The organism is Kluyvera cryocrescens NBRC 102467, from assembly GCF_001571285.1.
Taxonomy (GTDB): domain Bacteria; phylum Pseudomonadota; class Gammaproteobacteria; order Enterobacterales; family Enterobacteriaceae; genus Kluyvera; species Kluyvera cryocrescens.
In genome coordinates, this window is record NZ_BCTM01000006.1 from 1 (window position 1) to 21,568 (window position 21,568).

General features: G+C 53.3%; 20 protein-coding genes, 2 tRNA genes and 1 pseudogene. 13 read left to right on the forward strand and 10 right to left on the reverse strand.

Annotated elements, in window-relative coordinates; translation table 11 throughout:
* Positions 1-162 precede the first annotated feature (162 nt).
* Positions 163-250, reverse strand: a tRNA-Ser gene (locus tag KCR01S_RS04205).
* A gap of 191 nt (positions 251-441) precedes the next feature.
* Positions 442-1,313, reverse strand: a pseudogene (locus KCR01S_RS04210) (pirin family protein).
* A 108-nt stretch (positions 1,314-1,421) separates the two neighbouring features.
* Here KCR01S_RS04210 and KCR01S_RS04215 point away from each other — a divergent pair.
* A complete protein-coding gene (locus KCR01S_RS04215; protein ID WP_156478740.1) occupies positions 1,422-2,333 on the forward strand; it encodes a LysR family transcriptional regulator in 912 nt (303 codons plus the stop codon).
* Positions 2,334-2,421: 88 nt separating this feature from the next.
* The gene (locus KCR01S_RS04220) at positions 2,422-3,252 is read left to right on the forward strand and encodes an arylamine N-acetyltransferase family protein (protein ID WP_244886189.1); all 831 of its coding nucleotides are present in this window, start codon (positions 2,422-2,424) and stop codon (positions 3,250-3,252) included.
* A gap of 438 nt (positions 3,253-3,690) precedes the next feature.
* Here the strand turns inward: KCR01S_RS04220 and KCR01S_RS04225 are convergent.
* Positions 3,691-3,778: transfer RNA gene (locus KCR01S_RS04225), tRNA-Ser, on the reverse strand.
* 259 nt (positions 3,779-4,037) lie between these two features.
* On the opposite strand from KCR01S_RS04225, the gene ghrA reads away from it, so the two are divergent.
* The 4 genes from ghrA to KCR01S_RS04245 all read left to right on the forward strand — a co-directional run bounded on the left by ghrA (position 4,038) and on the right by KCR01S_RS04245 (position 6,934).
* Positions 4,038-4,976 (forward strand): glyoxylate/hydroxypyruvate reductase GhrA, encoded by a 939-nt coding sequence (gene ghrA, locus KCR01S_RS04230; RefSeq protein WP_061280067.1) that lies wholly within the window; start codon positions 4,038-4,040, stop codon positions 4,974-4,976.
* Positions 4,977-5,042: 66 nt separating this feature from the next.
* Entirely contained in the window at positions 5,043-5,780 is a 738-nt protein-coding gene (locus KCR01S_RS04235) for a phosphatase (RefSeq protein WP_061280069.1), read from the forward strand.
* Positions 5,781-5,800: 20 nt separating this feature from the next.
* The gene (locus KCR01S_RS04240) at positions 5,801-6,355 is read left to right on the forward strand and encodes a TorD/DmsD family molecular chaperone (protein WP_061280072.1); all 555 of its coding nucleotides are present in this window, start codon (positions 5,801-5,803) and stop codon (positions 6,353-6,355) included.
* A 96-nt stretch (positions 6,356-6,451) separates the two neighbouring features.
* Positions 6,452-6,934, forward strand: a complete 483-nt coding sequence (locus KCR01S_RS04245; RefSeq protein WP_061280075.1) for a DUF1097 domain-containing protein — start codon at positions 6,452-6,454, stop codon at positions 6,932-6,934.
* A gap of 64 nt (positions 6,935-6,998) precedes the next feature.
* Here the strand turns inward: KCR01S_RS04245 and csgD are convergent, their stop codons facing one another.
* Entirely contained in the window at positions 6,999-7,646 is a 648-nt protein-coding gene (gene csgD / locus KCR01S_RS04250; protein ID WP_061280077.1) for a biofilm master transcriptional regulator CsgD, read from the reverse strand.
* 1,031 nt (positions 7,647-8,677) lie between these two features.
* The gene (locus tag KCR01S_RS25320; RefSeq protein ID WP_167348810.1) at positions 8,678-9,991 is read right to left on the reverse strand and encodes a hypothetical protein; all 1,314 of its coding nucleotides are present in this window, start codon (positions 9,989-9,991) and stop codon (positions 8,678-8,680) included.
* Here KCR01S_RS25320 and KCR01S_RS25060 point away from each other — a divergent pair.
* The 3 genes from KCR01S_RS25060 (at position 9,963) to ymdB (ending at position 11,565) form a co-directional block, all read left to right on the forward strand.
* Positions 9,963-10,232 (forward strand): hypothetical protein, encoded by a 270-nt coding sequence (locus KCR01S_RS25060; RefSeq protein ID WP_072277089.1) that lies wholly within the window; start codon positions 9,963-9,965, stop codon positions 10,230-10,232. The genes KCR01S_RS25320 and KCR01S_RS25060 overlap by 29 nt on opposite strands.
* A gap of 392 nt (positions 10,233-10,624) precedes the next feature.
* Complete coding sequence (locus KCR01S_RS04265; RefSeq protein WP_061280083.1) at positions 10,625-10,936, forward strand: hypothetical protein; 312 nt, start codon at positions 10,625-10,627, stop codon at positions 10,934-10,936.
* Between the two features lie 71 nt (positions 10,937-11,007).
* A complete protein-coding gene (gene ymdB / locus KCR01S_RS04270) occupies positions 11,008-11,565 on the forward strand; it encodes an O-acetyl-ADP-ribose deacetylase (RefSeq protein WP_061280086.1) in 558 nt (185 codons plus the stop codon).
* On the opposite strand, the gene mdoC is transcribed toward ymdB, so the two are convergent.
* The gene (gene mdoC, locus KCR01S_RS04275; RefSeq protein ID WP_061280087.1) at positions 11,555-12,721 is read right to left on the reverse strand and encodes a glucans biosynthesis protein MdoC; all 1,167 of its coding nucleotides are present in this window, start codon (positions 12,719-12,721) and stop codon (positions 11,555-11,557) included. The genes ymdB and mdoC overlap by 11 nt on opposite strands.
* A 254-nt stretch (positions 12,722-12,975) precedes the next feature.
* Here mdoC and mdoG point away from each other — a divergent pair, with 254 nt between their 5' ends.
* From mdoG to KCR01S_RS04290, 3 genes are all read left to right on the forward strand, one after another.
* A complete protein-coding gene (gene mdoG / locus KCR01S_RS04280; RefSeq protein WP_061280090.1) occupies positions 12,976-14,529 on the forward strand; it encodes a glucans biosynthesis protein MdoG in 1,554 nt (517 codons plus the stop codon).
* Positions 14,522-17,050: a glucans biosynthesis glucosyltransferase MdoH gene (mdoH, locus tag KCR01S_RS04285; protein ID WP_061280093.1), complete on the forward strand. Its 2,529-nt coding sequence runs from the start codon at positions 14,522-14,524 to the stop codon at positions 17,048-17,050. Before mdoG ends, mdoH begins: the two co-directional genes overlap by 8 nt.
* A 121-nt stretch (positions 17,051-17,171) precedes the next feature.
* Positions 17,172-17,399: a YceK/YidQ family lipoprotein gene (locus KCR01S_RS04290; protein WP_061280347.1), complete on the forward strand. Its 228-nt coding sequence runs from the start codon at positions 17,172-17,174 to the stop codon at positions 17,397-17,399.
* On the opposite strand, the gene KCR01S_RS04295 is transcribed toward KCR01S_RS04290, so the two are convergent.
* The 3 genes from KCR01S_RS04295 to KCR01S_RS04305 form a co-directional block, all read right to left on the reverse strand.
* Positions 17,400-17,774: a MysB family protein gene (locus KCR01S_RS04295; protein ID WP_061280095.1), complete on the reverse strand. Its 375-nt coding sequence runs from the start codon at positions 17,772-17,774 to the stop codon at positions 17,400-17,402.
* A gap of 104 nt (positions 17,775-17,878) precedes the next feature.
* Positions 17,879-19,096, reverse strand: coding sequence for a multidrug efflux MFS transporter MdtG (gene mdtG, locus KCR01S_RS04300; RefSeq protein ID WP_061280097.1), 1,218 nt, complete (start codon positions 19,094-19,096; stop codon positions 17,879-17,881).
* Positions 19,097-19,240: 144 nt separating this feature from the next.
* A complete protein-coding gene (locus tag KCR01S_RS04305; protein ID WP_061280099.1) occupies positions 19,241-20,161 on the reverse strand; it encodes a Kdo(2)-lipid IV(A) acyltransferase in 921 nt (306 codons plus the stop codon).
* Positions 20,162-20,393: 232 nt separating this feature from the next.
* Here KCR01S_RS04305 and trhO point away from each other — a divergent pair, with 232 nt between their 5' ends.
* Complete coding sequence (trhO, locus tag KCR01S_RS04310) at positions 20,394-21,455, forward strand: oxygen-dependent tRNA uridine(34) hydroxylase TrhO (protein WP_061280103.1); 1,062 nt, start codon at positions 20,394-20,396, stop codon at positions 21,453-21,455.
* On the opposite strand, the gene KCR01S_RS23905 is transcribed toward trhO, so the two are convergent.
* The gene (locus tag KCR01S_RS23905; protein WP_072277087.1) at positions 21,452-21,565 is read right to left on the reverse strand and encodes a DUF2770 family protein; all 114 of its coding nucleotides are present in this window, start codon (positions 21,563-21,565) and stop codon (positions 21,452-21,454) included. The genes trhO and KCR01S_RS23905 overlap by 4 nt on opposite strands.
* Positions 21,566-21,568 lie beyond the last annotated feature (3 nt).

The window sequence follows — 21,568 nt, forward strand, 5'->3', positions numbered from 1 at the left end:
GACTCGCTTCGCTCGCCCTGACGGGCAGCCTGCTCACTGCGTTCGCCGTCTGTCCAACGGGCGTTGCCCGTTGTCGACCCCGGTTCCGGGGTTCTCACCCCGCCTGGCTGTGCAACAGGCGAAAAAAAAGCCCGTACTTGTGTACGAGCTCTTCTTAAAATATGGCGGTGAGGCGGGGATTCGAACCCCGGATACGTTGCCGTATACACACTTTCCAGGCGTGCTCCTTCAGCCACTCGGACACCTCACCATATTGTTTTGCTGCACACCTTGGGTGGGCAACGGGGCGCTACTATAGGGAGTTGGACGAAAACGGTCAAGCATAATTTCTGCATTATGTATCGTTCGGTTAATCAATGAACACTGCCCCGTTAATCCATAGTGGGGCAGGTGGTGTGGCGTACAAAAGATGCGTTGTATCAGCGCATTGATGGCGCCGAATTATTCATGTTGTTCTATCTGACCAAATCGGCCAGAGTTAAAGTCGCGAACGGCTTCGGCGATCTCGGCTTGGCTATTCATCACGAAGGGCCATAGCCCACAATCGGCTCATGAATAGGTTCGCCCGCCAATACCAGCACTTTGGCGTCGGTGCTGGCATGAAGATGCACGCGTTTTCCTTGCTGACTCAGCACGATCAGCTGTGCTTCCTGGGCGCGGGTCGCACCGTTGACCGTGACAGTCCCTTCCAGTACGACAATCGCAGTGCTCCACCCCTCAGGTTGCTCAAACGTGAACTCTTTATCCTGTGCAATCTGCATATCCCAGACGTTCATCGGCGAGAAGGTGTTAGCGGGCCCCGCGGTTTGCTGATATCGACCCGCAATCACGCGCAGTGAACCGCTATTGTCAGGGAGCGCAACCGCTGGGATAGCCGCAGCTTCAATCCCCTGATACCCCGGCGCGGTCATTTTGTTTTTCGCCGGCAGATTGACCCACAGTTGGATCATCTTAAGCTCACCGCCCCGGCGGGCGAATTCAGCGGAATGAAATTCCTGATGCAAAATACCCGCACCCGCAGTCATCCACTGCACGTCGCCGGCACCAATGACGCCTCCTTTACCGGTGGAGTCGCGGTGTTCAACCTCACCGGCATAAACGATGGTCACCGTCTCGAATCCGCGATGGGGATGCTCACCCACGCCGCGTTTGGCGCCGTAGGCGGGAAAGTGGTGCGGCCCGGCGTAGTCAAGCAATAGAAATGGGCTCAGGCTTTCACCGTGCGACTGATAAGAAAAGAGCGAACGTACCGGGAAGCCATCGCCCACCCAGTGCGGACGCGGCGCGGTGTACACACCTGTGATCTGTTTCATCGTTTTCTCCTGCAGCGTGATTTTTGATGTGTATTAGCTTAGAACCACGGGTAATTTCGCGGTAGATAGTGGAAATAATCTACACTGTTGCAAAAATAGAACGATGAGGTGGCGATGCAGGATCTCAATGCGTTAGCGTGGTATGTCCACGTGGTGGATAACGGCGGCTTTGCCGCTGCGGGGCGGGCGCTGGATATTCCGAAATCCAAACTTAGCCGGCGGATTGCCCAATTGGAAGAGCAGCTTGGCGTGCGCCTTATTTACCGAACGACCCGGCAGTTTGCGGTCACTGAGGTGGGGCAGACTTTCTACCAACACTGCAAAGCGATGCTCATTGAAGCTGAAGCGGCGCAGGAGGCGATTGCCGTGCTGCAGGCCGAGCCGCGCGGAACGGTGAAGCTGGCGTGTCCTGTGACGTTGCTGCATGTGCACGTTGGGCCGATGCTGGCGCGTTTTATGCTGCGTCATCCTGGCGTACAGATCCAGCTTGAGGCGACCAACCGCCGGGTGGACCTGGTGGCGGAAAGCGTAGATGTCGCCATTCGGGTGAGACCTCGCCCGTTTGAGGACAGCGATCTGGTGATGCGCGTGCTGGCCGATCGTGGGCATTGTCTGGTAGCGAGTCCTTCTCTGGTGGCATTGATGGGGAAACCGCGTTCGCCGGACGATCTGTGCCGTTGGCCGGGGCTGAGTATGGCGGTGGGTAAGCACATTCATCAATGGCAATTAGATGGGCCAAATGGGGCCCGGGCCGAAGTGCATTTCACGCCGCGATTTATTACCGGCGATATGCTGGCGCTGCGCGAGGCCGCCATCGCAGGCGTTGGCGTGGTGCAGTTGCCGGTGCTCATGGCGAAAGAGCAACTGGATGCGGGAACATTGGTTCGGGTTTTGCCCGAGTGGGAACCGAAACGTGAGGTTATTCATGCGGTGTTTCCATCGCGCCGGGGTCTGCTGCCGGCGGTGAGGGCGCTGGTTGATTTCCTCGGTGAAGAGTATGCGCAAATGATTGAGGATTGATTTTACATTTAATTTACAATCACGCAGTGAATATGCTATTTGTCATCGCTCGGTTCCCTACTGGAGAGGCGTGAGACACGTAACCAGAATGAATACGCAAGATATTCAAATGGCAATTAGCCCATCGCTGGCCGAACTGGTGTTGGAAAAGTTAGGTTTCAGCCATCGCCCCGCGCTGACGGAACACGGATTGACGCAGCTGTATCAGGTCTGGTGTCGCAACGTGCCGTTCGACAATATTCGTAAACGTATCCAGGTTGCGCAGGGAATTCATGCGGCGCTCCCCGGTTCTACGCCTGATGATTTTCTCTCCCATTGGTTACGTTTTGGAACCGGCGGAACCTGTTGGGCCGGACATGGGGCGCTGTATGCGCTGCTGAAAGCGGCGGGATTTTCCGTTCAGTTCGGCCTGTCGACCATGCGTTCTCCACGTCCGGTTAGCGCGGGTTCTCCGGGACATGGCACCTTGTTTGTCCGTCTCGAAGAGACCTTATTTATTGTCGATGCGACGATGCTTCACGGACAGCCTTTACCCCTGCAAGCCTGGCATTCCCCGCATCCCGTTTGGGGGACGCGGGTGCATCGTGACGAAGGGGTCTGGTCTATTAACTGGAAACCGCTTGGGCGTTCGCGAGTGGACTGCCAACTGGTGGAGTTCGATGCGGCTGCACATGAATATCCGCTGCGGCATGAACAAAGCCGCTATCACAGCCGGTTTGACGGGGCGCTGCATATTCGTCTGGCGGGTCGGGAATCGATAATCGGGATTGTGAAGGGCGAAAAAGTTGTGCGCGATACCTCAGGTAAAGAGTCATTCTCACCGCTTTCGCATCGCCAGCAGCAGCTGTTATTGATCGAGCGCTTTGGTATTGCGCAGGAGATCGTTGCGCAGCTGCCGCCGGATGAGGTGGAAAAATAAGGCACAATCGTCACCCCGTCTGGCTGTGCAACAGGCGAAAAAAAACGTATTTGCGTACGGGCTCTTCTTAAAATATGGCGGTGAGGCGGGGATTGACTCGCTTCGCTCGCCCTGACGGGCAGCCGGCTCACTGCGTTCGCCGTCTGTCCAACTGGCTGCGCCAGTTGTCGACCCCGGTTCCGGGGTTCTCACCCCGCCTGGCTGTGCAACAGGCGAAAAAAAAAGCCCGTACTGGCGTACGAGCTCTTCTTTAAATATGGCGGTGAGGCGGGGATTGACTCGCTTCGCTCGCCCTGACGGGCAGCCGGCTCACTACGTTCGCCGTCTGTCCAACGGGCGTTGCCCGTTGTCGACCCCGGTTCCGGGGTTCTCACCCCGCCTGGCTGTGCAACATGCGAAAAAAAAGCCCGTACTTGCGTACGAGCTCTTCTTTAAATATGGCGGTGAGGCGGGGATTCGAACCCCGGATACGTTGCCGTATACACACTTTCCAGGCGTGCTCCTTCAGCCACTCGGACACCTCACCAAATTGTTGTCCCGTGTTGCTGGGACGAGCGCTAATGTAGGGAAAAGGCCTGCCAGCGTCAATAAACTTTTTAAAAAAATCGTGCGTTTAGACAAACTTCACTCAACTTGTTCCTTAAATACGCATAAATCGTCTTTTTTGCGATCAGTCCCGCATTTAGCGGGACAGCGAAATGAAATTTGTTATGCTGTTAAATCACAAAAAAATCAAAAATGCGCCGGGTAAGTTCTTGCTGAGGTGCTTTAAAACAGGAGTCGCAATGGAGATCATCTTTTACCATCCCACGTTTGATACCCCTTACTGGATTGCCGAGCTCACGAAGAAGCTGCCGGGAGCCAATGTCCGTGCATGGCAGCGCGGTGATAACGCGCCAGCGGATTATGCGCTGGTGTGGCACCCGCCGGTAGAAATGCTGCAGGGGCGTAACCTGAAAGCGGTATTCGCATTAGGTGCTGGCGTGGATTCCATTCTTAGTAAGCTCAAAGCGCATCCAGAAATGCTGCCAGACGCGATTCCGCTTTATCGTCTTGAAGACACCGGAATGGGGAGCCAGATGCAGGAGTATGCCGTCAGCCAGGTGTTGCATTGGTTCCGCCGCTTTGATGATTACCAGCAATTACAGCGTGAAGGGCGCTGGCAGCCGCTGGCTGATTATAACCATGATGAATTCACCATTGGCATTATGGGGGCGGGCGTACTGGGATCGAAAGTGGCACAAAGTCTGCTGCCGTGGGGATTCCCGGTGCGCAGCTGGAGTCGCAGCCGTAAAGATTGGCCGCAGGTCACAAGCTTTGCTGGGGAAAGTGAGTTGGCGGAGTTTCTGCGGGATACACGAGTGCTGATTAATCTTCTGCCCAATACTGCGGAAACCATTGGCATTATCGATCAATCGCTGCTGGCTCAACTGCCGGACAATAGCTACGTTCTCAATCTGGCGCGGGGTGTTCATGTGGTCGAAGACGATCTGCTCGCGGCGCTGGATAGCGGCAAACTGAAGGCGGCGATGCTGGACGTGTTTAGCCGGGAACCATTGCCTCAGGAAAGCCCTTTATGGCGTCACCCGCGCGTCACAATGACGCCGCACGTGGCGGCCGTGACGCGACCACAGGAAGCGATAAGTTATATTGCGCAGACCATTAGCCAACTCGAACGTGGTGAACAGGTCGATGGTCAGGTCGATCGCGTGCGTGGCTACTGAGACGCCAGGCTAATAAACGCGGGGCTTTCCTGCTATCCTTGAAGAATCACAAAAGAGGAGAATGTGATGTATCCTGTTGACTTACATATGCACACTGTCGCCAGCACGCATGCCTATAGCACGCTGCATGACTATATTGCCGAAGCGAAACGCAAAGGGATCAAGCTGTTCGCGATTACCGATCACGGCCCCGATATGGCCGATGCTCCGCATTATTGGCACTTTGTGAATATGCGTATTTGGCCGCGTATTGTTGATGGTGTCGGTATTCTGCGCGGCATTGAAGCGAATATCAAAAACATCGAGGGTGAGATCGACTGTACCGGGCCGATGTTGACCTCGCTGGACTTTATTATTGCCGGTTTCCATGAGCCCGTTTTTGCTCCGCAGGATAAAGAAACGCATACCCGGGCAATGATTGCCGCCATGGCCAGCGGTAACGTTCATATGATAAGCCATCCAGGGAACCCGAAATTCCCTGTTGATATTCCCGCCATTGCTGAGGCAGCCGCGAAATATCACGTTGCGCTGGAGATTAACAACTCCTCGTTTGTCAGTTCGCGCGTGGGCAGTGAGCAAAACTGCCAGGCGATTGCCGCGGCGGTACGCGACGCTGGCGGCTGGCTGGCGCTGGGCTCGGATTCACACACTGCCTTTACGCTGGGTGAGTTTACCGAGTGCCAGAAGATCCTCGATGCGGTGGAGTTCCCGCGGGATCGGATCCTGAATGTCACTCCGCGACGTTTTCTGAATTACCTTGAATCGCGCGGTATGCCGTCGATTCCTGAATTTGCTGATTTTTAATGACTAACTGGACTAACTGAATGAACGAGTTTTCAATCATCTGTCGTGCGCTTGGCTCGCTGTACTATCGTCAACCGCAAGACCCTCTGCTGGTTCCGCTGTTTACCCTGATCCGTGAAGGCAAGCTGGCGGCAAACTGGCCACTGGAACAGGATGAATTACTGGCTCGTCTGCAAAAAAGCTGCGATATCCAGCAAATTGCTGCTGATTATAATGCGCTGTTTGTTGGCGAAGAGTGCAGCGTGCCACCGGTACGCAGCGCCTGGGTGGAAGGGGCGACGGAAGCAGAGGTTCGTGCCTTCCTGACCGGACAGGGTATGCCATTAGGTGAAAACCCTGCCGATCAGCTGGGAACGCTACTCCTGGCCGCTTCCTGGCTTGAGGATAACGTCAAAGATAATGACAGCGAAGCTCTGGACATCCTGTTTGACGACTATATCGTGCCTTGGGTTGGTACGTTTCTTGGAAAACTTGAAGCCCATGCCACGACGACGTTCTGGCGTACGATGGCGACGCTGACGCGCGAAGCGATTTCAGCCATGTTTGACGATCTGCAGGAAGAGCACGAAGAGTGATTTAAATCACATAATTAATGTAATGGAAAGCAATCCCGTGATCATAGTGTGCTTGTGATCTCATCAATAAGGCGAGTATCTGCTAAGATACTCGCCATGAACGTTAACTTAGCTATTGCAATTACCACAGGCATTCTCTCCGGTATCTGGGGATGGGTTGCCGTTTCACTCGGGTTACTCAGCTGGGCCGGTTTCTTAGGCTGTACGGCTTATTTTGCCTGTCCGACGGGGGGGCTAAAGGGGCTGGTGATTTCTGCCTGTACCACCATGAGCGGCGTTATCTGGGCGTTGGTGATTATTTATGGCAGCGCGCTCGCACCGCATCTGGAAATCGTTAGCTACGTCATGACGGGTATCGTGGCGTTTTTGATGTGTATTCAGGCAAAACAGCTGCTGCTTTCATTTGTACCAGGCACCTTCATCGGCGCCTGTGCGACCTTTGCCGGACAGGGCGATTGGCAGTTGGTTGTTCCTTCTTTAGCGGTGGGACTGCTGTTTGGCTATGCGATGAAAAATAGCGGGCTATGGCTTGCTAATCGCAAGGCCAGAACTCAGGCAGTGAAAGAGACCGTGCTCTGAGAACAGAGAAACAGACAAAGGGCGGCAGATGATGCATCTGTCGCCCTTTTTTTTGTGGCTCAATTCAGTGCTTAAAGTTGTCGTTGGCCCAGGAGACGGCCTGAGTGCGATTTTTTACCGCGATCTTTTTGAAAAGATGGTAAAGGTGGGTTTTTACCGTGCTTTCACTGATAAACAGTGAACGGGCGATTTCAATGTTTGAGGCTCCGATGCGCAGCTTGTTCAGGATCTCTTTTTCTCGATACGTCAGGATAGTGCTTTCTAAATTATCATAACGATAGTTGCCTGAATGCATAATCAGATAGCTGGCGAGTTTACGCGAAAAATAGCATTCCCCCTCCATAACTTTCTGCAACCCTTTGATTAGGAAATGTTCTTCATCATGGGAATAAAAAATCCCGCAGATATGCGGCCAGGTCTCGATTTCAGAATAGGCATAATCTTCGGGAGTGTTAAAGAGCAAAAGCTTAACTCCACGCTTAATTTTACACAGCTCTTCCTGCCATCCTTTTATTAACCGTTTATCAGTCTCTATCAAATCAAAAAGAATGATGCCATCCGCGATGCTATCTATATTAACTACATGAATATTAATGATTTTAATATCCATCTTTAGTAGTTTCTTGAGATTCTGCGAAAGGGCGCACGACTGTAGTGACGGCCTTGTAATCAAGAAAAGAGTTTGGCTTGAAAAGGTGAGCTCTTTTGTCATGATGAGTCCCCGATTTTTTTATTAACAACAGGCACATATTATAGAATCATCTATTTAAGCACTGCTGAAAAGTGGTTACTGTGTGGTTTAAGTGTTACGAATATAGAAAAAATAACTAACGATTCTTAATTTAAAATTTAGTCGCAACCCTCCTTAAAGCAAGAAATAATCATGAAACATAATGTAAAAATAAATTGCAAAATGTAAATTTAATATATTGTCAGCATTTTTGACACAATATCGCAGAGCGTCATTGGAAAGATTAATTTAGATTAAATGCTATTATTATCAAATTGATGTTGAAATGCCATGTAACGCTAATATGATCTCGTCATACTTTTTGTATGATGATTTGTTGTGATGCTTATCGCCCTTCAAACTTTAGTAGAATCACCATCCTTATAAGGTGTTGTTTTCGTTTTGCGTTATCTGTTTGTATTAATGTCTTAGCGGGTAATACTAAAGTTCCACTTTTTTAAAATAAATCATTCTTTGTAATGAGAACATCATACCTTCTCAATATGCATACTCATCCATATAGCATCGAGTCACTGAGTATTTCGGTGTGACAAAACTTACGTATCTTTCTTTCGATATCCCTGGCACGGTAAGGCGGTAAACTTTTAAAGATTTATATGACTGTAGGATCCAATAAATGGTTAGCAATTGACACTATGGTTTTTTATTAATAAATCAGTAGTGGCATCGTTTTGACCATTATTTATTAAACACGATCCGTTCATTTGGTTGTGTGGGATACCTATCATTAAATCTTAGGTTGCTGTGCCTTCAAATTTCCGCGTGGCTTTATAACTTATTGAAATTTCTGTTTTTGCTGTTCCTTATTAATTACGTACTTATCGTTAGGACGTTATGTAATTTCCCGAAGGGTGTCGTGATTATCTCTGGTTATATTTGTTTTTATTACAAAATGATCGGTTTTTACGGCAATAGCACACAGCAACTAATAACGCGTGAAAGGGTTCATCATGAAAATGAAGCAACTCGCCATCATTGTGGCGCTCACCGTTTTATATCCTGCGGCGACTATATATGCCGTAGCCGCAGGTGGTAACGGTAATAATGGCAATAGCGGCCAGAATGCTAATAACGGCAACAACGGCGGCAATGGCAACAACGGTAATGGAGGCGGTAACGGCAATAACGGTAATGGAAATTCTAATGGCAATGGAGGCGGGAGCGACCACGGCGGTAACGGAGGCGGTAACGGAGGCGGTGGCGGTAATGGAGGGGGTGGCGGTAATGGGGGCGGTAACGGAGGCGGTGGCGGTAACGGAGGCGGTGGTGGTAATGGAGGTGGTGGCGGTAACGGAGGCGGTGGCGGTAATGGAGGCGGTGGCGGTAATGGAGGCGGAGGCAATAACGGAGGCGGTGGCGGTAACGGAGGCGGTGGCGGTAATGGAGGCGGAGGTGGTAACGGAGGCGGTGGCGGTAATGGAGGCGGAGGCGGTAATGGAGGCGGAGGCGGTAATGGAGGCGGAGGTGATAACGGAGGCGGTGGCGGTAATGGAGGCGGTGGTGGAGATCACGGCGGAAATGGAAATGGCAATAATGGAAATGGTAACGGAAACGGAGGCGGGGGCAATGGAAGCGGCAACAATGGCAATGGGAACGGGAATGGGAATGGAGGTGGCGGTGATAACGGAGGTGGCAGCAACGGAAATGGCAATGGCAATAATGGAAATGGTAATGGAAACGGAGGCGGGGGCAATGGAAGCGGCAACAATGGCAATGGGAACGGGAATGGTAACGGCGGCGGCCATGGCGGTGGTATAGGTGGCGGCATCGGAGGCGGCCATGGCGGTGGTATAGGTGGCGGCATCGGAGGCGGTCACGGCGGTGGTATAGGTGGCGGCATCGGAGGCGGTCACGGCGGTGGTATCGGTGGCGGTATCGGCGGCGGCCATGGCGGTGGTATCGGTGGCGGCATCGGCGGCGGTATCGGCGGCGGCCATGGTGGTGGTATAGGTGGCGGCATCGGAGGCGGCCATGGCGGTGGTATCGGTGGCGGTATCGGCGGCGGCCATGGCGGTGGTATAGGTGGCGGCATCGGAGGCGGTCACGGCGGCGGTTGGGGAGATCATGGCGGTTGGGGCGGCGGCAATAATGGCGGCGGCAACAACGGCGGTGGTCACAATGGAGGAGGCCACGGCGGCGGTTGGGGAGATCATGGCGGTTGGGGCGGCGGCAACGGCGGCGGTGGTCAGAATGGCGGAGGCCACGGCGGCGGTTGGGGAGATCATGGTGGTTGGGGCGGCGGCAATAATGGCGGCGGCCACAACGGTGGTGGTCAGAATGGCGGAGGCCACAACGGTGGTGGTCACAATGGTGGCGGCCACAACGGTGGTGGTCACAACGGTGGTGGCCACAACGGTGGCGGTAACAACGGTGGTGGTAACAACGGTGGTGGCAACAACGGTGGCGGTAACAACGGTGGCGGTAACAACGGTGGTGGCAACAACGGTGGCGGTAACAACGGTGGCGGTAACAACGGTGGTGGCAACAACGGTGGTGGCAACAACGGTGGCGGTGGCGTTGATCCCGTTGGCGGTACCCCTAGCGTGACGGCTACCACTGTACGGGGTGGCTTCTTTAGCAGCAGCCCAACATCTGGTACTTCAGATGGGGCGAAATGTAACCAGCCAGGCGCCGCGGGATGTAACTTCCGTTAGCGGTTTTGATGTAAGGGTCATGCAGTCACAATGAGTTTAAAAATATGAGAAGGCCGTAATCTGCGCATTACGGCCTTTTTCTTTCGCAAAATGAATCAAGAGATCGCCGATACTGCCGAAAATAAGTAAGTGAGAGCTTATGGATAGGGCCTCCAGGCAAGATACATAAAAGCCGTCTAACGTCATTAATGTAAATGCAATGTTTACAGGATGTGCATTCCGAATGTGCATCAGAGTCAGGACCGGGTGCCATTCCAGATAACCCTAAATTCACTGGGAGTTGCCATGCAAACAGTCATCCGCAGTTTGAATTCGATCCTTTGTGTTTTGGCGGTAAGTTCAACCGCGACCCTTGCTGCAACGGGAGGCGTAATCCACTTTGTGGGGCAAATCGTTGAAACACCGTGCGCATATCAAGCATCTTCACGACAGGTTCACGTCAAATGCTACAACGACAAGATCGGCAACACTGAGCAGGCTATCCCGATAGCTGCTTTGCTTAAGGGAGGCGTTATTTCTAATGACAAGAGCACCGCCCGTTTGCAATGGGTCGATCGCACGAAAAATCTCGCCATACTGAACGTCGAATATAAATAGTCCGAAACGAAATTGCGGTCAGCGTTGTCTATGGTAGACAATATGTTCTTCTAAGACAGAGGATAGTAAGCATGACCGAACGAATTCAGCTGCTGCAGGGCGATATCACCCGCCTTGAGGTGGATGTTATTGTCAATGCCGCCAACCCATCACTGCTGGGTGGCGGCGGTGTTGATGGCGCCATCCACCGCGCAGCAGGCCCCTCGCTCCAGGAGGCTTGCGCAGTCGTCCGCCAGCAGCAGGGCACCTGCCCACCGGGACATGCCGTGATCACACACGCAGGGGAGTTGAAAGCGAAAGCGGTTATCCATACCGTTGGGCCTGTCTGGCAGGGTGGAGGGGAACACGAAGCTTCTCTGCTGGAGCAAGCTTATCGTAATAGCCTACAGCTGGCGTTGGATAATGGCTATCACACGCTTGCATTTCCGGCGATCTCAACCGGGGCGTATGGTTACCCTCACGCCGCCGCAGCGGAGATTGCCGTCCGGACGGTCGCCGCTTTCCTGACCCGTCGAAGCCTTCCAGAGATTGTTTATTTTGTCTGCTTTGATGATGAGACGTTACGGTTATACCAGCAGCAGCTTGGCCAGACCCGGATCCCGAGCCTGGCCAACGATGCTAATACTTAGTGGTGGACGGCTGAGCCTTGGCCGCTTTCTGCTGAGGCTTGCCGGAAAACAGGAAACGTAGCAGTGGGATGCGCAGGTGAATTTCGTAGAGCACGATGGCGCAGCCAACCACAAACAGCAGGCCAGTCAGGAAACCCAGCGCGTTTGAACTGATGCTGGGCATAATCCAGGCACCGAAAAACAGCGTCAACGGATGATGCACCAGATAGATAAATAAAGACGCATTCACGAAATAGGTCACCCGTGCAGACTGGAAGTTCAGCAGGCGGTGACCAAACGAAAAGACCACATTGACCATCCACACGCCCAGCACCATCGTAATCACGTACTCCGTTTCATACATCCAGGCATCACCCGAACCGTAGCGCTGGTTTGCAAGATAGGCGATAAACCCGAACAGCGCGGCAAACATGCACCACGGTGATGGCGTAGTAAACAGCGCCTTGAGCCGCGGGTGAATAAAGGCTAGCGCACCGAGAATAAAGAACGGTATGTAGAATAATGTCTGCATGACGACAAAGTTGAATATGCCGTCGCTAAGAATAGGCGGGTAGAGCAAGAAAATCGTGCGGCGAATCGCGGCATAGACAATGCCCAACAGCAGGAACATCAGCGTGAGTTTTTCCATCGACATATTATCGAAAAGATCGGCGCGTCGGCGCATTTGTCGGCGACGCATCAGGCGAAACGCCAGGATACCGATGGTGGTGAGAACAACCAGCACCAGTAAAAACCACAGATGCGACACCAGCTCCCAGGCCAGCGTATTATATTTTTGATAGAAAGTGAGCGTATGCCAGGTTTCCGTCTTACCCTTTACATATTGCAGCATCAGGAATTGCGGCAGCGTCAGTAGCGGTATCGCGGTTAGAAGAGGTATGCCGACGCGCTCCACGCGAACTTTCCACCACTTTTTAAGCGGGTAGCGCAAAAAGAGCATATAGGAAAAATAGCCAGAGATAACAAAGAATACCTGCATGCGGAAGGCATGAATGAAATCGTTGAATAGCGTTAACCACCATGACGGTGTTTCACTGTTCATATGCCAGGTATGGCTGGAATAGAGTAATGAGATATGAAAAGGGATCCCCAGGAGCATCAGCCAGGCCCGAATGGAGTCGAGGAAGTATTCACGCTGCGCGGGTTTGTTATTCATAGGGTTAGGTACGATTCTCAGACTAATCGCCTTACACGGCCAGACGATAAAGTTTACATTCGTTGGCAACCCTACACTAACTCTGGTTACCTGTCTCCAGGATAAGCACGCAAAGTGCAAAGTGCGGTTAACAGTTGCTTAATCCATAAGCCACTGCGCTGAACAATATGGGGATTATGTTGTCGGATTGCTTGAATTTCCAGTAAAATGGATCGGATCGATTTAAGCACACAAAGGGGGAAGTGCTTAGTTATATGAAACATACACCACAGATGATGAAACTGCGTTGGTTAGGCGCAGCCGTAATGTTGTCCCTGTGTACTTCATCTGCATGGGCATTCACTATTGATGACGTTGCTAAGCAAGCTAAATCGCTGGCTGATAAGAGCTATGAAGCGCCGAAAAGCAACCTGCCATCCGTCTTCCGCGACATGAAATACGCGGACTACCAGCAAATCCAGTTCAACCACGATAAGGCATACTGGAACAAAATAAAGACCCCATTTAAGCTTGAGTTTTACCATCAGGGTATGTATTTCGACACGCCGGTGACCATTAATGAAGTCACGGCGACTTCCGTGCGTAAAATTAAGTACAGCCCGGACTATTTTACTTTTGGTGACGTTAAGCACGACAAAGACACCGTGAAAGATCTTGGCTTCGCGGGCTTCAAAGTGCTTTACCCAGTCAACAGCAAAGATAAAAACGACGAAATCGTCAGCATGCTCGGCGCGAGCTACTTCCGCGTTCTCGGTCAGGGGCAGGTTTACGGTTTATCTGCTCGTGGCCTGGCTATTGATACCGCTCTGCCGTCAGGCGAAGAGTTCCCGCGTTTCCGTGAATACTGGATTGAGCGTCCGAAAGCCAACGACAAACGTCTGACTATCTATGCGCTGCTGGACTCCCCTCGTGCCACCGGAGCATACCGTTTCGTGGTGATGCCGGGTCGCGATACCGTGGTTGATGTACAAACCAAAATTTACCTGCGCGATAAAGTGGGTAAACTGGGCGTTGCACCGCTGACCAGCATGTTCCTGTTCGGGCCAAGTCAGCCGTCGCCGACCACCAACTTCCGCCCTGAACTCCACGATTCGAACGGCCTGTCTATCCATGCTGGCAACGATGAGTGGATTTGGCGTCCGCTGAACAATCCTAAGCACCTGGCCGTCAGCAGCTTCGCTACTGAAAACCCGCAAGGTTTTGGTTTGCTGCAGCGTGGCCGTCAGTTCTCCCATTTTGAAGATCTTGACGATCGCTACGACCTGCGTCCAAGCGCCTGGATCACGCCAAAAGGTGACTGGGGTAAAGGGACCGTTGAGCTGGTAGAAATCCCAACCAACGACGAAACCAACGACAACATCGTCGCTTACTGGACACCGGACAAGCTGCCGGAAGCCGGTAAAGAGATGAACTATAAGTACACCATCACCTTCACCCGTGATGAAGAAAAACTGCATGATGCAGACAGCGCGTATGTGATGCAGACGCGTCGTTCTACGGGAGATGTGAAGCAGTCCAACCTGATTCGTCAGCCGGACGGTACGGTGGCATTCGTGGTCGACTTCGCTGGCGCTGAGATGCGTAAAATGCCGCAGGATACGCCGGTAACGGCGCAGGCCAGCATTGGCGACAACGGTGAAATCGTCGAAAACAGCGTTCGCTACAACCCGGTGACTAAAGGTTGGCGTTTAACGCTGCGCGTGAAAGTGAAAGATCCGAAGAAAACCACTGAAATGCGCGCTGCGCTGGTCAATGCCGATCAGCCGCTGAGTGAAACCTGGAGCTATCAGCTGCCTGCAAATGAATAACACAACGAAGTATATCGACGCACTGTCGCTTACGGATAGTGAAAAAGCAGCGCTTCCCGGCACGGATCTCCGTGCCGTACATGAAGCGCTGGATGATGAACATCAAACTTTTTCCCGTGATGATGACACTCCCCTGGCGTCCGTTAAGGCCCGGCTCGAACAGAGCTGGCCTGACTCTTTGGCCGGCGATCAGTTGACCAAAGATGACGAAGGGCGTACCCAGCTCAAGGCGATGCCGAAGGCGACGCGCTCCTCCATGTTCCCCGATCCATGGCGGACGAACCCGGTCGGCCGTTTCTGGGATCGCCTACGCGGTCGCGACGTCACCCCTCGCTATCTTTCCCGTTTGACCAAGGAAGAGCAGGCGCATGAGGCCAAATGGCGTACGGTGGGCTCTTTACGCCGCTATACGCTGCTGATCCTCACGCTCGCTCAGACCGTGGTCGCAACCTGGTACATGAAGACCATCCTGCCTTATCAGGGCTGGGCGCTGATTAATCCGGCGGACATGGTGGGACAGAACGTTTGGCTTTCCTTTATGCAGCTGCTGCCATATCTGCTGCAAACCGGGATCCTGATTCTGTTCGCTGTCCTGTTCTGTTGGGTGTCGGCCGGTTTTTGGACCGCGTTGATGGGCTTCCTGCAGCTGCTGATAGGGCGTGATAAATACAGCATTTCTGCCTCGACGGTGGGTGATGAACCGCTGAATCCGGAGCACCGGACGGCGCTGATTATGCCTATCTGTAACGAAGACGTCTCCCGCGTGTTCGCCGGTCTGCGTGCGACATGGGAATCGGTGAAAGCGACCGGTCAGGAGAAACACTTTGATGTTTACATCCTGAGCGATAGCTATAACCCGGACATCTGCGTGGCGGAACAAAAGGCCTGGATGGAGCTTATCGCGGAAGTGCAGGGCGAAGGGCAGATTTTCTACCGTCGCCGTCGCCGTCGCGTGAAGCGTAAAAGCGGTAACATCGATGACTTCTGTCGTCGTTGGGGCAATCAGTACAGCTACATGGTGGTACTGGATGCCGACTCCGTAATGTCCGGTGACTGTCTGACTAACCTGGTACGCCTGATGGAAGCGAACCCGAATGCTGGCATCATCCAGTCTTCGCCGCGCGCTTCCGGGATGGACACGCTGTATGCGCGCTGCCAGCAGTTTGCGACGCGCGTTTATGGGCCGCTGTTTACCGCCGGTCTGCACTTCTGGCAGTTGGGTGAATCCCACTACTGGGGGCACAATGCGATCATTCGCGTGAAGCCGTTTATCGAGCACTGTGCGCTGGCACCGTTGCCGGGCGATGGTAACTTCGCCGGGTCGATTCTGTCGCATGACTTCGTTGAAGCCGCGCTGATGCGTCGTGCAGGGTGGGGCGTATGGATCGCCTATGACCTGCCGGGCTCCTATGAAGAACTGCCGCCGAACCTGCTGGATGAGCTCAAACGTGACCGCCGCTGGTGTCAGGGTAACCTGATGAACTTCCGCCTGTTCCTGGTGAAAGGGATGCACCCGGTACACCGCGCGGTGTTCCTGACGGGCGTAATGTCCTACCTCTCCGCGCCGCTGTGGTTTATGTTCCTGGCCCTGTCGACTGCGCTGCAGGTGGTACATGCCCTGACCGAGCCGCAGTATTTCCTGCAGCCGCGTCAGCTGTTCCCGGTATGGCCGCAGTGGCGTCCTGAGCTGGCGATTGCGCTGTTCGCCTCAACGATGGTACTGCTGTTCCTGCCGAAACTGCTGAGTATCATCCTGGTGTGGTGTAAAGGTTCGAAAGAATACGGCGGCTTCATTCGCGTGACCCTTTCACTGCTGCTGGAAGTGCTGTTCTCAGTGCTGCTGGCGCCGGTACGTATGCTGTTCCACACCGTATTTGTGGTCAGCGCGTTCCTTGGTTGGGAAGTGGTGTGGAACTCACCGCAGCGTGACGATGACTCTACGCCGTGGAGCGAGGCATTTATGCGCCACGGTTCACAGATGCTGTTGGGTCTGGTTTGGGCCGTTGGCATGGCGTGGCTCGACCTGCGTTTCCTGTTCTGGCTGGCACCGATTGTCTTCTCGCTGATCCTGTCACCGTTCGTGTCGGTGGTTTCGAGCCGGGCAACTAACGGTCTGCGCACCAAACGCTGGAAGCTGTTCCTGATCCCGGAAGAGTACAACACGCCGAAAGTGCTGGCGGATACGGAAAGCTATCTGAAGCTTAACCGTGAGCGGATCCTCGATGACGGCTTTATGCATGCGGTGTTTAACCCAGCGTTTAATGCCCTGGCAACTGCGATGGCCACTGCGCGCCACCGTAGCAGCCATGTGCTGGAAATTGCCCGCGACCGCCACGTTGAGCAGGCGTTAAACGATATGCCGGAGAAACTTAACCGCGATCGTCGCCTGGTGCTGCTGAGCGACCCGGTGACGCTGTCGCGTCTGCACTATCGCGTCTGGGCGGCCCCGGAGAAATACTCTTCGTGGGTGGGTGAGTACAACAAACTCACGCTGAATCCATTGGCATTGAAAACAAAATAGCGATAATAGGCCTGTTCCCGGCCTTCAGGCTGGGAACGCGTGGAGCTTAGATTCGCCGTAGGGAAATACCGGCAAACATTGCCGGTATTTTTTTGTCTGTTAAATGAGGAATAATGACGTGATACGAACTCTCCTGGTGGCAGCCATGGTGACGGTGCTGAGCGGATGCGGCAGCATCATTAGCCGGACAATCCCGGGACAGGGCCACGGAAATCAGTACTATCCGGGGGTGCAGTGGGATCTGCGCGACTCCGCGTGGCGTTACGTCACCATCCTTGACCTGCCGTTTTCGCTGGTCTTCGATACCCTACTGCTGCCGATTGACGCCAGCCATGGGCCTTACGAATAACTAGCGTTCATCCCACTCATCAGCAGCGGCCTGGCCCTCTTCGGTATCCAGCGAGGGCTCAAGCTGATATTCACCTTCATCCCATTCGTGTAGCGTATTCTCTTCAATCCATTCCTGGCGCAGTTCAACTTCATCGAAGTCGCCGTCAAATACGCTCTGCGCCGCTTCACCTGTGAGCATCGGCAGACATTCGCCTTCTTCGTCCTCATCGGCAAAGAATTCGGCTTGCCACATAATGTCACCGTCTTGTTGCACGTACTTTTGCATATTGAACTGCTGAACATCCGCGTCACCTTCCTCAAGACCGGGGTTATCGGCGAGGAACGTTTCGCGTGCCGCATCAATAGCTTCTTCGAGGGTGGCGTATAAAGTCATCTCAACTCCCTGCAATATGATGGGTATTCAGGGAAATAATAGCTTAACTTTTCGCTTGTATAGGCCCAGGGCTTTGAATTTATGTAAAGCCCTGGGTAGGGGGATCAGCTGCGGGAAGGAGCGGGACTACGGCGCAGGCTCAGCCCGGTATAAACGGCATTAATCAGCACCACCAGCGCGGTGACGCAGAATACGGCACGAAAGCCATAGTTTGCCGAGACGGCAGCACCTATCAGCGGACCGGTAACGTTGCCGATATCGCGGAAGGATTGGTTATAGCTGAAGATACGTCCGGCAATCTGATTGCTGGAGTTGTACACCAGCAGCGTCTGCACGGCGGGAAGTAGCGCACCGTCGGCGGCGCCGAGCAGGAAGCGCAAAATACCTAATTGCAGTGGGGTTTGCACAAACGACATTGGGATCAGCAGCAATACTGAAACAATAAGAGCCACAATGAGAATTTTTTCCGGGCCGATCCGATCGCCAAGCTTGCCCAAACGTGGGGCGCACATCAGCGCCGCGACGCCGGGAACCGAGGCAATCATGCCGCTGATAAAAGCAATATTGCTGATATTGCCGGCAAGGTCGCGGACATACAGCGTCAAAATAGGCGCGATAGAACCGGTTGCGACCTGAATGATCAAGGTGGTGACGAACAGGCTCAGCACCAGCTCGCGATTTTTCAGTGAGCCGAACACCTCTTTGACGTGCAGCATCTCTTTTTTGGATACCGGCGTGAAGTTCTCGCGGATGAAAAAGAGCGTCAGCATAAAGCAAATAAACAAAACCGCTGCCGTCATAAAGAACACCGGACGCAGGCCGTAGTTATCGGCAAGGAATCCGCCGGCAAGCGGGCCCAGCAGCGCCCCGCTGACGCCACCGGTTGATAGCGTGCCCAGCGCCCAGCCGCTCTTATGACGGGGAATTTGCGTGGCAATAAGCGCATTGGCATTGGGAATAAAGCCGCCTAACAACCCCAGCAGCGCGCGCAGCACCAGAAATTGCCAGATATTCTGCGCCAGCCCCATCAACAGCATCACGATACCCATGCCCAGCGCTGAACGCAGCAGCATGATTTTACGCCCCTTGCGATCGGCGAGACCGCCCCACAGCGGCGAAGCCACAGCGGAAAACAGGAAGGTGATACTGAACACCAGCCCTGACCACATATTGAGTTCGCTATGTCCGGTTACGCCAAGTTGTTCCACATAGAGGGGGAGAAAAGGCATCACCAGGCTGAATGCGGCGCCGGTTAAAAAGCAGCCGAGCCAAACGACGGTGAGATTTCGCTTCCAGTTTATGGGGGCATCTGAGGGTTGCATAGGGTTCCGCAGGCAAAGTATCGCAACAAAATAATGTATATATAAGCCTGCTAATTATGCGCCTGTGTTGTTATTGCTGCAATGTGGGAAGCATTTATAATGCTAAAACAAAAAACGCGCAGCCGGAGCTGCGCGTTGGGAGAGCTAATAGCGGGAAGGCACGCCCTCGGGGCGGGTCTTAAAGCGGCGGTGCAGCCACATATATTGCTCGGGGGCCATCATGATGCACTGCTCAACGATTTTGTTCATCCACGTGGCGGTGGTTTCGGCATCGTCCAGCGGTGGATTGCACTCAGGAGGCAGAATAATCAGTTCGTAGCCTTTACCGTCCGGCTTGCGGCGCGGAACGAAAGGGACCACGCAGGCTTTAGACATTTTCGCCAGCATCCATGTTCCGGAAGTGGTGGCCGCGTCTTTCACCGCAAACAAGGGCGCAAACACGCTGGCTCGTGGGCCGTAGTCGTGATCCGGGGCATACCAGATAATTTCACCGTTCTTGAGCGCGCGGACCATGCCTTTAAGGTCTTTACGGTCGATCATGTCTTTATTGGAGCGCATACGTCCCCAGGTCTGCAGCAGGTCGATGACCGGATTGTCGTTCGGGCGATAGACGCCGATGCCAGGATTGTGAATCCCAAACATTCGCGCCCCCATTTCCAACGTCAGAAAGTGAATCCCGATCAACAATACGCCGCGTCCCGATTCCTGTACTGCACGAATATGTTCGAGGCCGCTTGCATCCATCCAGCGATTCACTCGGGCGGTGGGCCAGAACCAGGCGATGCCGGTTTCAATCACGCCCATGCCGACTGATTCAAAATTCTTAACTGCCATCTGGTGGCGTTCCGCTTCGCTCATCTCCGGGAAACACAGCTCGAGATTACGGTAAGCAATTTGGGCACGGCGCTTCATTAAGCGCATCGCCAGTCTGCCCATGGCATTGCCCAGCCGGTACAGAACGGGGTACGGCAGTTGAACGACTAGCCAGAGCAGGCCAACGCCCATCCATAACAGCCAATAGCGAGGATGCAGCAATGCGGCAGTGAATTTGGGTAACTGGGTCATGTCTTTCCTGTTGTTATGAGCAACTGGCTCTATTGTTGCACTTTTTTTCGGTCATCCAAAACAACGCGCTCTCAACTGGCGCTAAATTAAACGATTGTTTTGCGGTACATCGACAATGGTGATGAAAATGTAGCGCAAATTGTGGGGATGTAAATTAGCAGTGATTGCTATATCATGCGCCCCTTTATGATTAAATCCATCCATCCATTCAATTTTGCAGGATAAGAACACCATGCCAGTGTTGCATAACCGCATTTCGAATGAGACGCTGAAAGCGCAGATGCTGGCAGAAGTTGAGCCACGCACCACCATCTCATTCTATAAGTATTTTACCATTGTTGATCCAAAAGCGACGCGCGATGCACTGTACGTCGCGCTATCGGCGCTGAATGTCTTTGGCCGCGTCTATTTGGCCCGCGAAGGGATCAATGCGCAAATTAGCGTGCCGGCAAGCCGCGTTGATGCGTTGCGCGAATGCCTGAATGGCTTCGATCCGGCGCTGAAGAATCTGCGACTGAATATCGCCCTCGATGATGACGGTAAATCCTTCTGGGTACTGCGCATGAAGGTTCGTGAGCGGATCGTTGCCGACGGTATTGAGGATCCGACTTTTGACGCCAGCGACGTCGGCGAGTATCTGAAGGCCGCAGAAGTCAACGCTATGCTCGACGATCCGGATGCGGTGTTTATCGATATGCGTAACCACTATGAATATGAAGTGGGCCATTTCGATCAGGCGCTGGAAATCCCCGCGGACACCTTCCGCGAGCAGTTGCCGAAAGCCGTTGAAATGATGCAGGAACATAAAGATAAAAAAATCGTCATGTACTGCACGGGCGGCATTCGCTGCGAAAAGGCCAGCGCGTGGATGAAGCATAACGGCTTTAAACAGGTCTGGCATATCGAAGGCGGGATCATTGAGTATGCGCGTCGTGCGCGCGAGCAGGGGCTCCCGGTACGTTTTATCGGGAAAAACTTTGTTTTTGACGAACGCATGGGCGAACGCATTTCCGATGAAATTATCGCCCACTGCCACCAGTGCGGCACGCTGTGCGATAGCCACACCAACTGCTTAAACGACGGCTGTCATTTACTGTTTATCCAGTGCCCGAGCTGTGCGGCGAAATTTGACGGCTGCTGCAGCGAAGCCTGTCAGGAAGAACATAAACTGCCGGAAGAAGAGCAGCGTCTGCGCCGGGCAGGGCGTGAAAATGGCAATAAGATTTTTAATAAATCCCGCGGTCGTCTGAATACCAAACTGGGCATTCCGGACCCGGAGAATGCCAACAGCTAGCTGAAATAGAGATAGGCGATGTCAATCACTGCCAGCAGCAGCCAGAGCATCAGATAAAGCATTAGGTGTTCACGGATATTGTTGATGAGGTAGTTGAACAGGCGACGCATAAC

Coding starts and splice junctions, on each gene's coding strand:
- KCR01S_RS04220 (WP_244886189.1), top strand. CDS start 2,422: ATGAATACGCAAGATATTCAAATGGCAATTAGCCCATCGCTGGCCGAA.
- ghrA (WP_061280067.1), top strand. CDS start 4,038: ATGGAGATCATCTTTTACCATCCCACGTTTGATACCCCTTACTGGATT.
- KCR01S_RS04235 (WP_061280069.1), top strand. CDS start 5,043: ATGTATCCTGTTGACTTACATATGCACACTGTCGCCAGCACGCATGCC.
- KCR01S_RS04240 (WP_061280072.1), top strand. CDS start 5,801: ATGAACGAGTTTTCAATCATCTGTCGTGCGCTTGGCTCGCTGTACTAT.
- KCR01S_RS04245 (WP_061280075.1), top strand. CDS start 6,452: ATGAACGTTAACTTAGCTATTGCAATTACCACAGGCATTCTCTCCGGT.
- csgD (WP_061280077.1), bottom strand. CDS start 7,646: ATGACAAAAGAGCTCACCTTTTCAAGCCAAACTCTTTTCTTGATTACA.
- KCR01S_RS25060 (WP_072277089.1), top strand. CDS start 9,963: ATGGCGGAGGCCACAACGGTGGTGGTCACAATGGTGGCGGCCACAACG.
- KCR01S_RS04265 (WP_061280083.1), top strand. CDS start 10,625: ATGCAAACAGTCATCCGCAGTTTGAATTCGATCCTTTGTGTTTTGGCG.
- ymdB (WP_061280086.1), top strand. CDS start 11,008: ATGACCGAACGAATTCAGCTGCTGCAGGGCGATATCACCCGCCTTGAG.
- mdoC (WP_061280087.1), bottom strand. CDS start 12,721: ATGAATAACAAACCCGCGCAGCGTGAATACTTCCTCGACTCCATTCGG.
- mdoG (WP_061280090.1), top strand. CDS start 12,976: ATGAAACATACACCACAGATGATGAAACTGCGTTGGTTAGGCGCAGCC.
- mdoH (WP_061280093.1), top strand. CDS start 14,522: ATGAATAACACAACGAAGTATATCGACGCACTGTCGCTTACGGATAGT.
- KCR01S_RS04295 (WP_061280095.1), bottom strand. CDS start 17,774: ATGACTTTATACGCCACCCTCGAAGAAGCTATTGATGCGGCACGCGAA.
- mdtG (WP_061280097.1), bottom strand. CDS start 19,096: ATGCAACCCTCAGATGCCCCCATAAACTGGAAGCGAAATCTCACCGTC.
- KCR01S_RS04305 (WP_061280099.1), bottom strand. CDS start 20,161: ATGACCCAGTTACCCAAATTCACTGCCGCATTGCTGCATCCTCGCTAT.
- trhO (WP_061280103.1), top strand. CDS start 20,394: ATGCCAGTGTTGCATAACCGCATTTCGAATGAGACGCTGAAAGCGCAG.
- KCR01S_RS23905 (WP_072277087.1), bottom strand. CDS start 21,565: ATGCGTCGCCTGTTCAACTACCTCATCAACAATATCCGTGAACACCTA.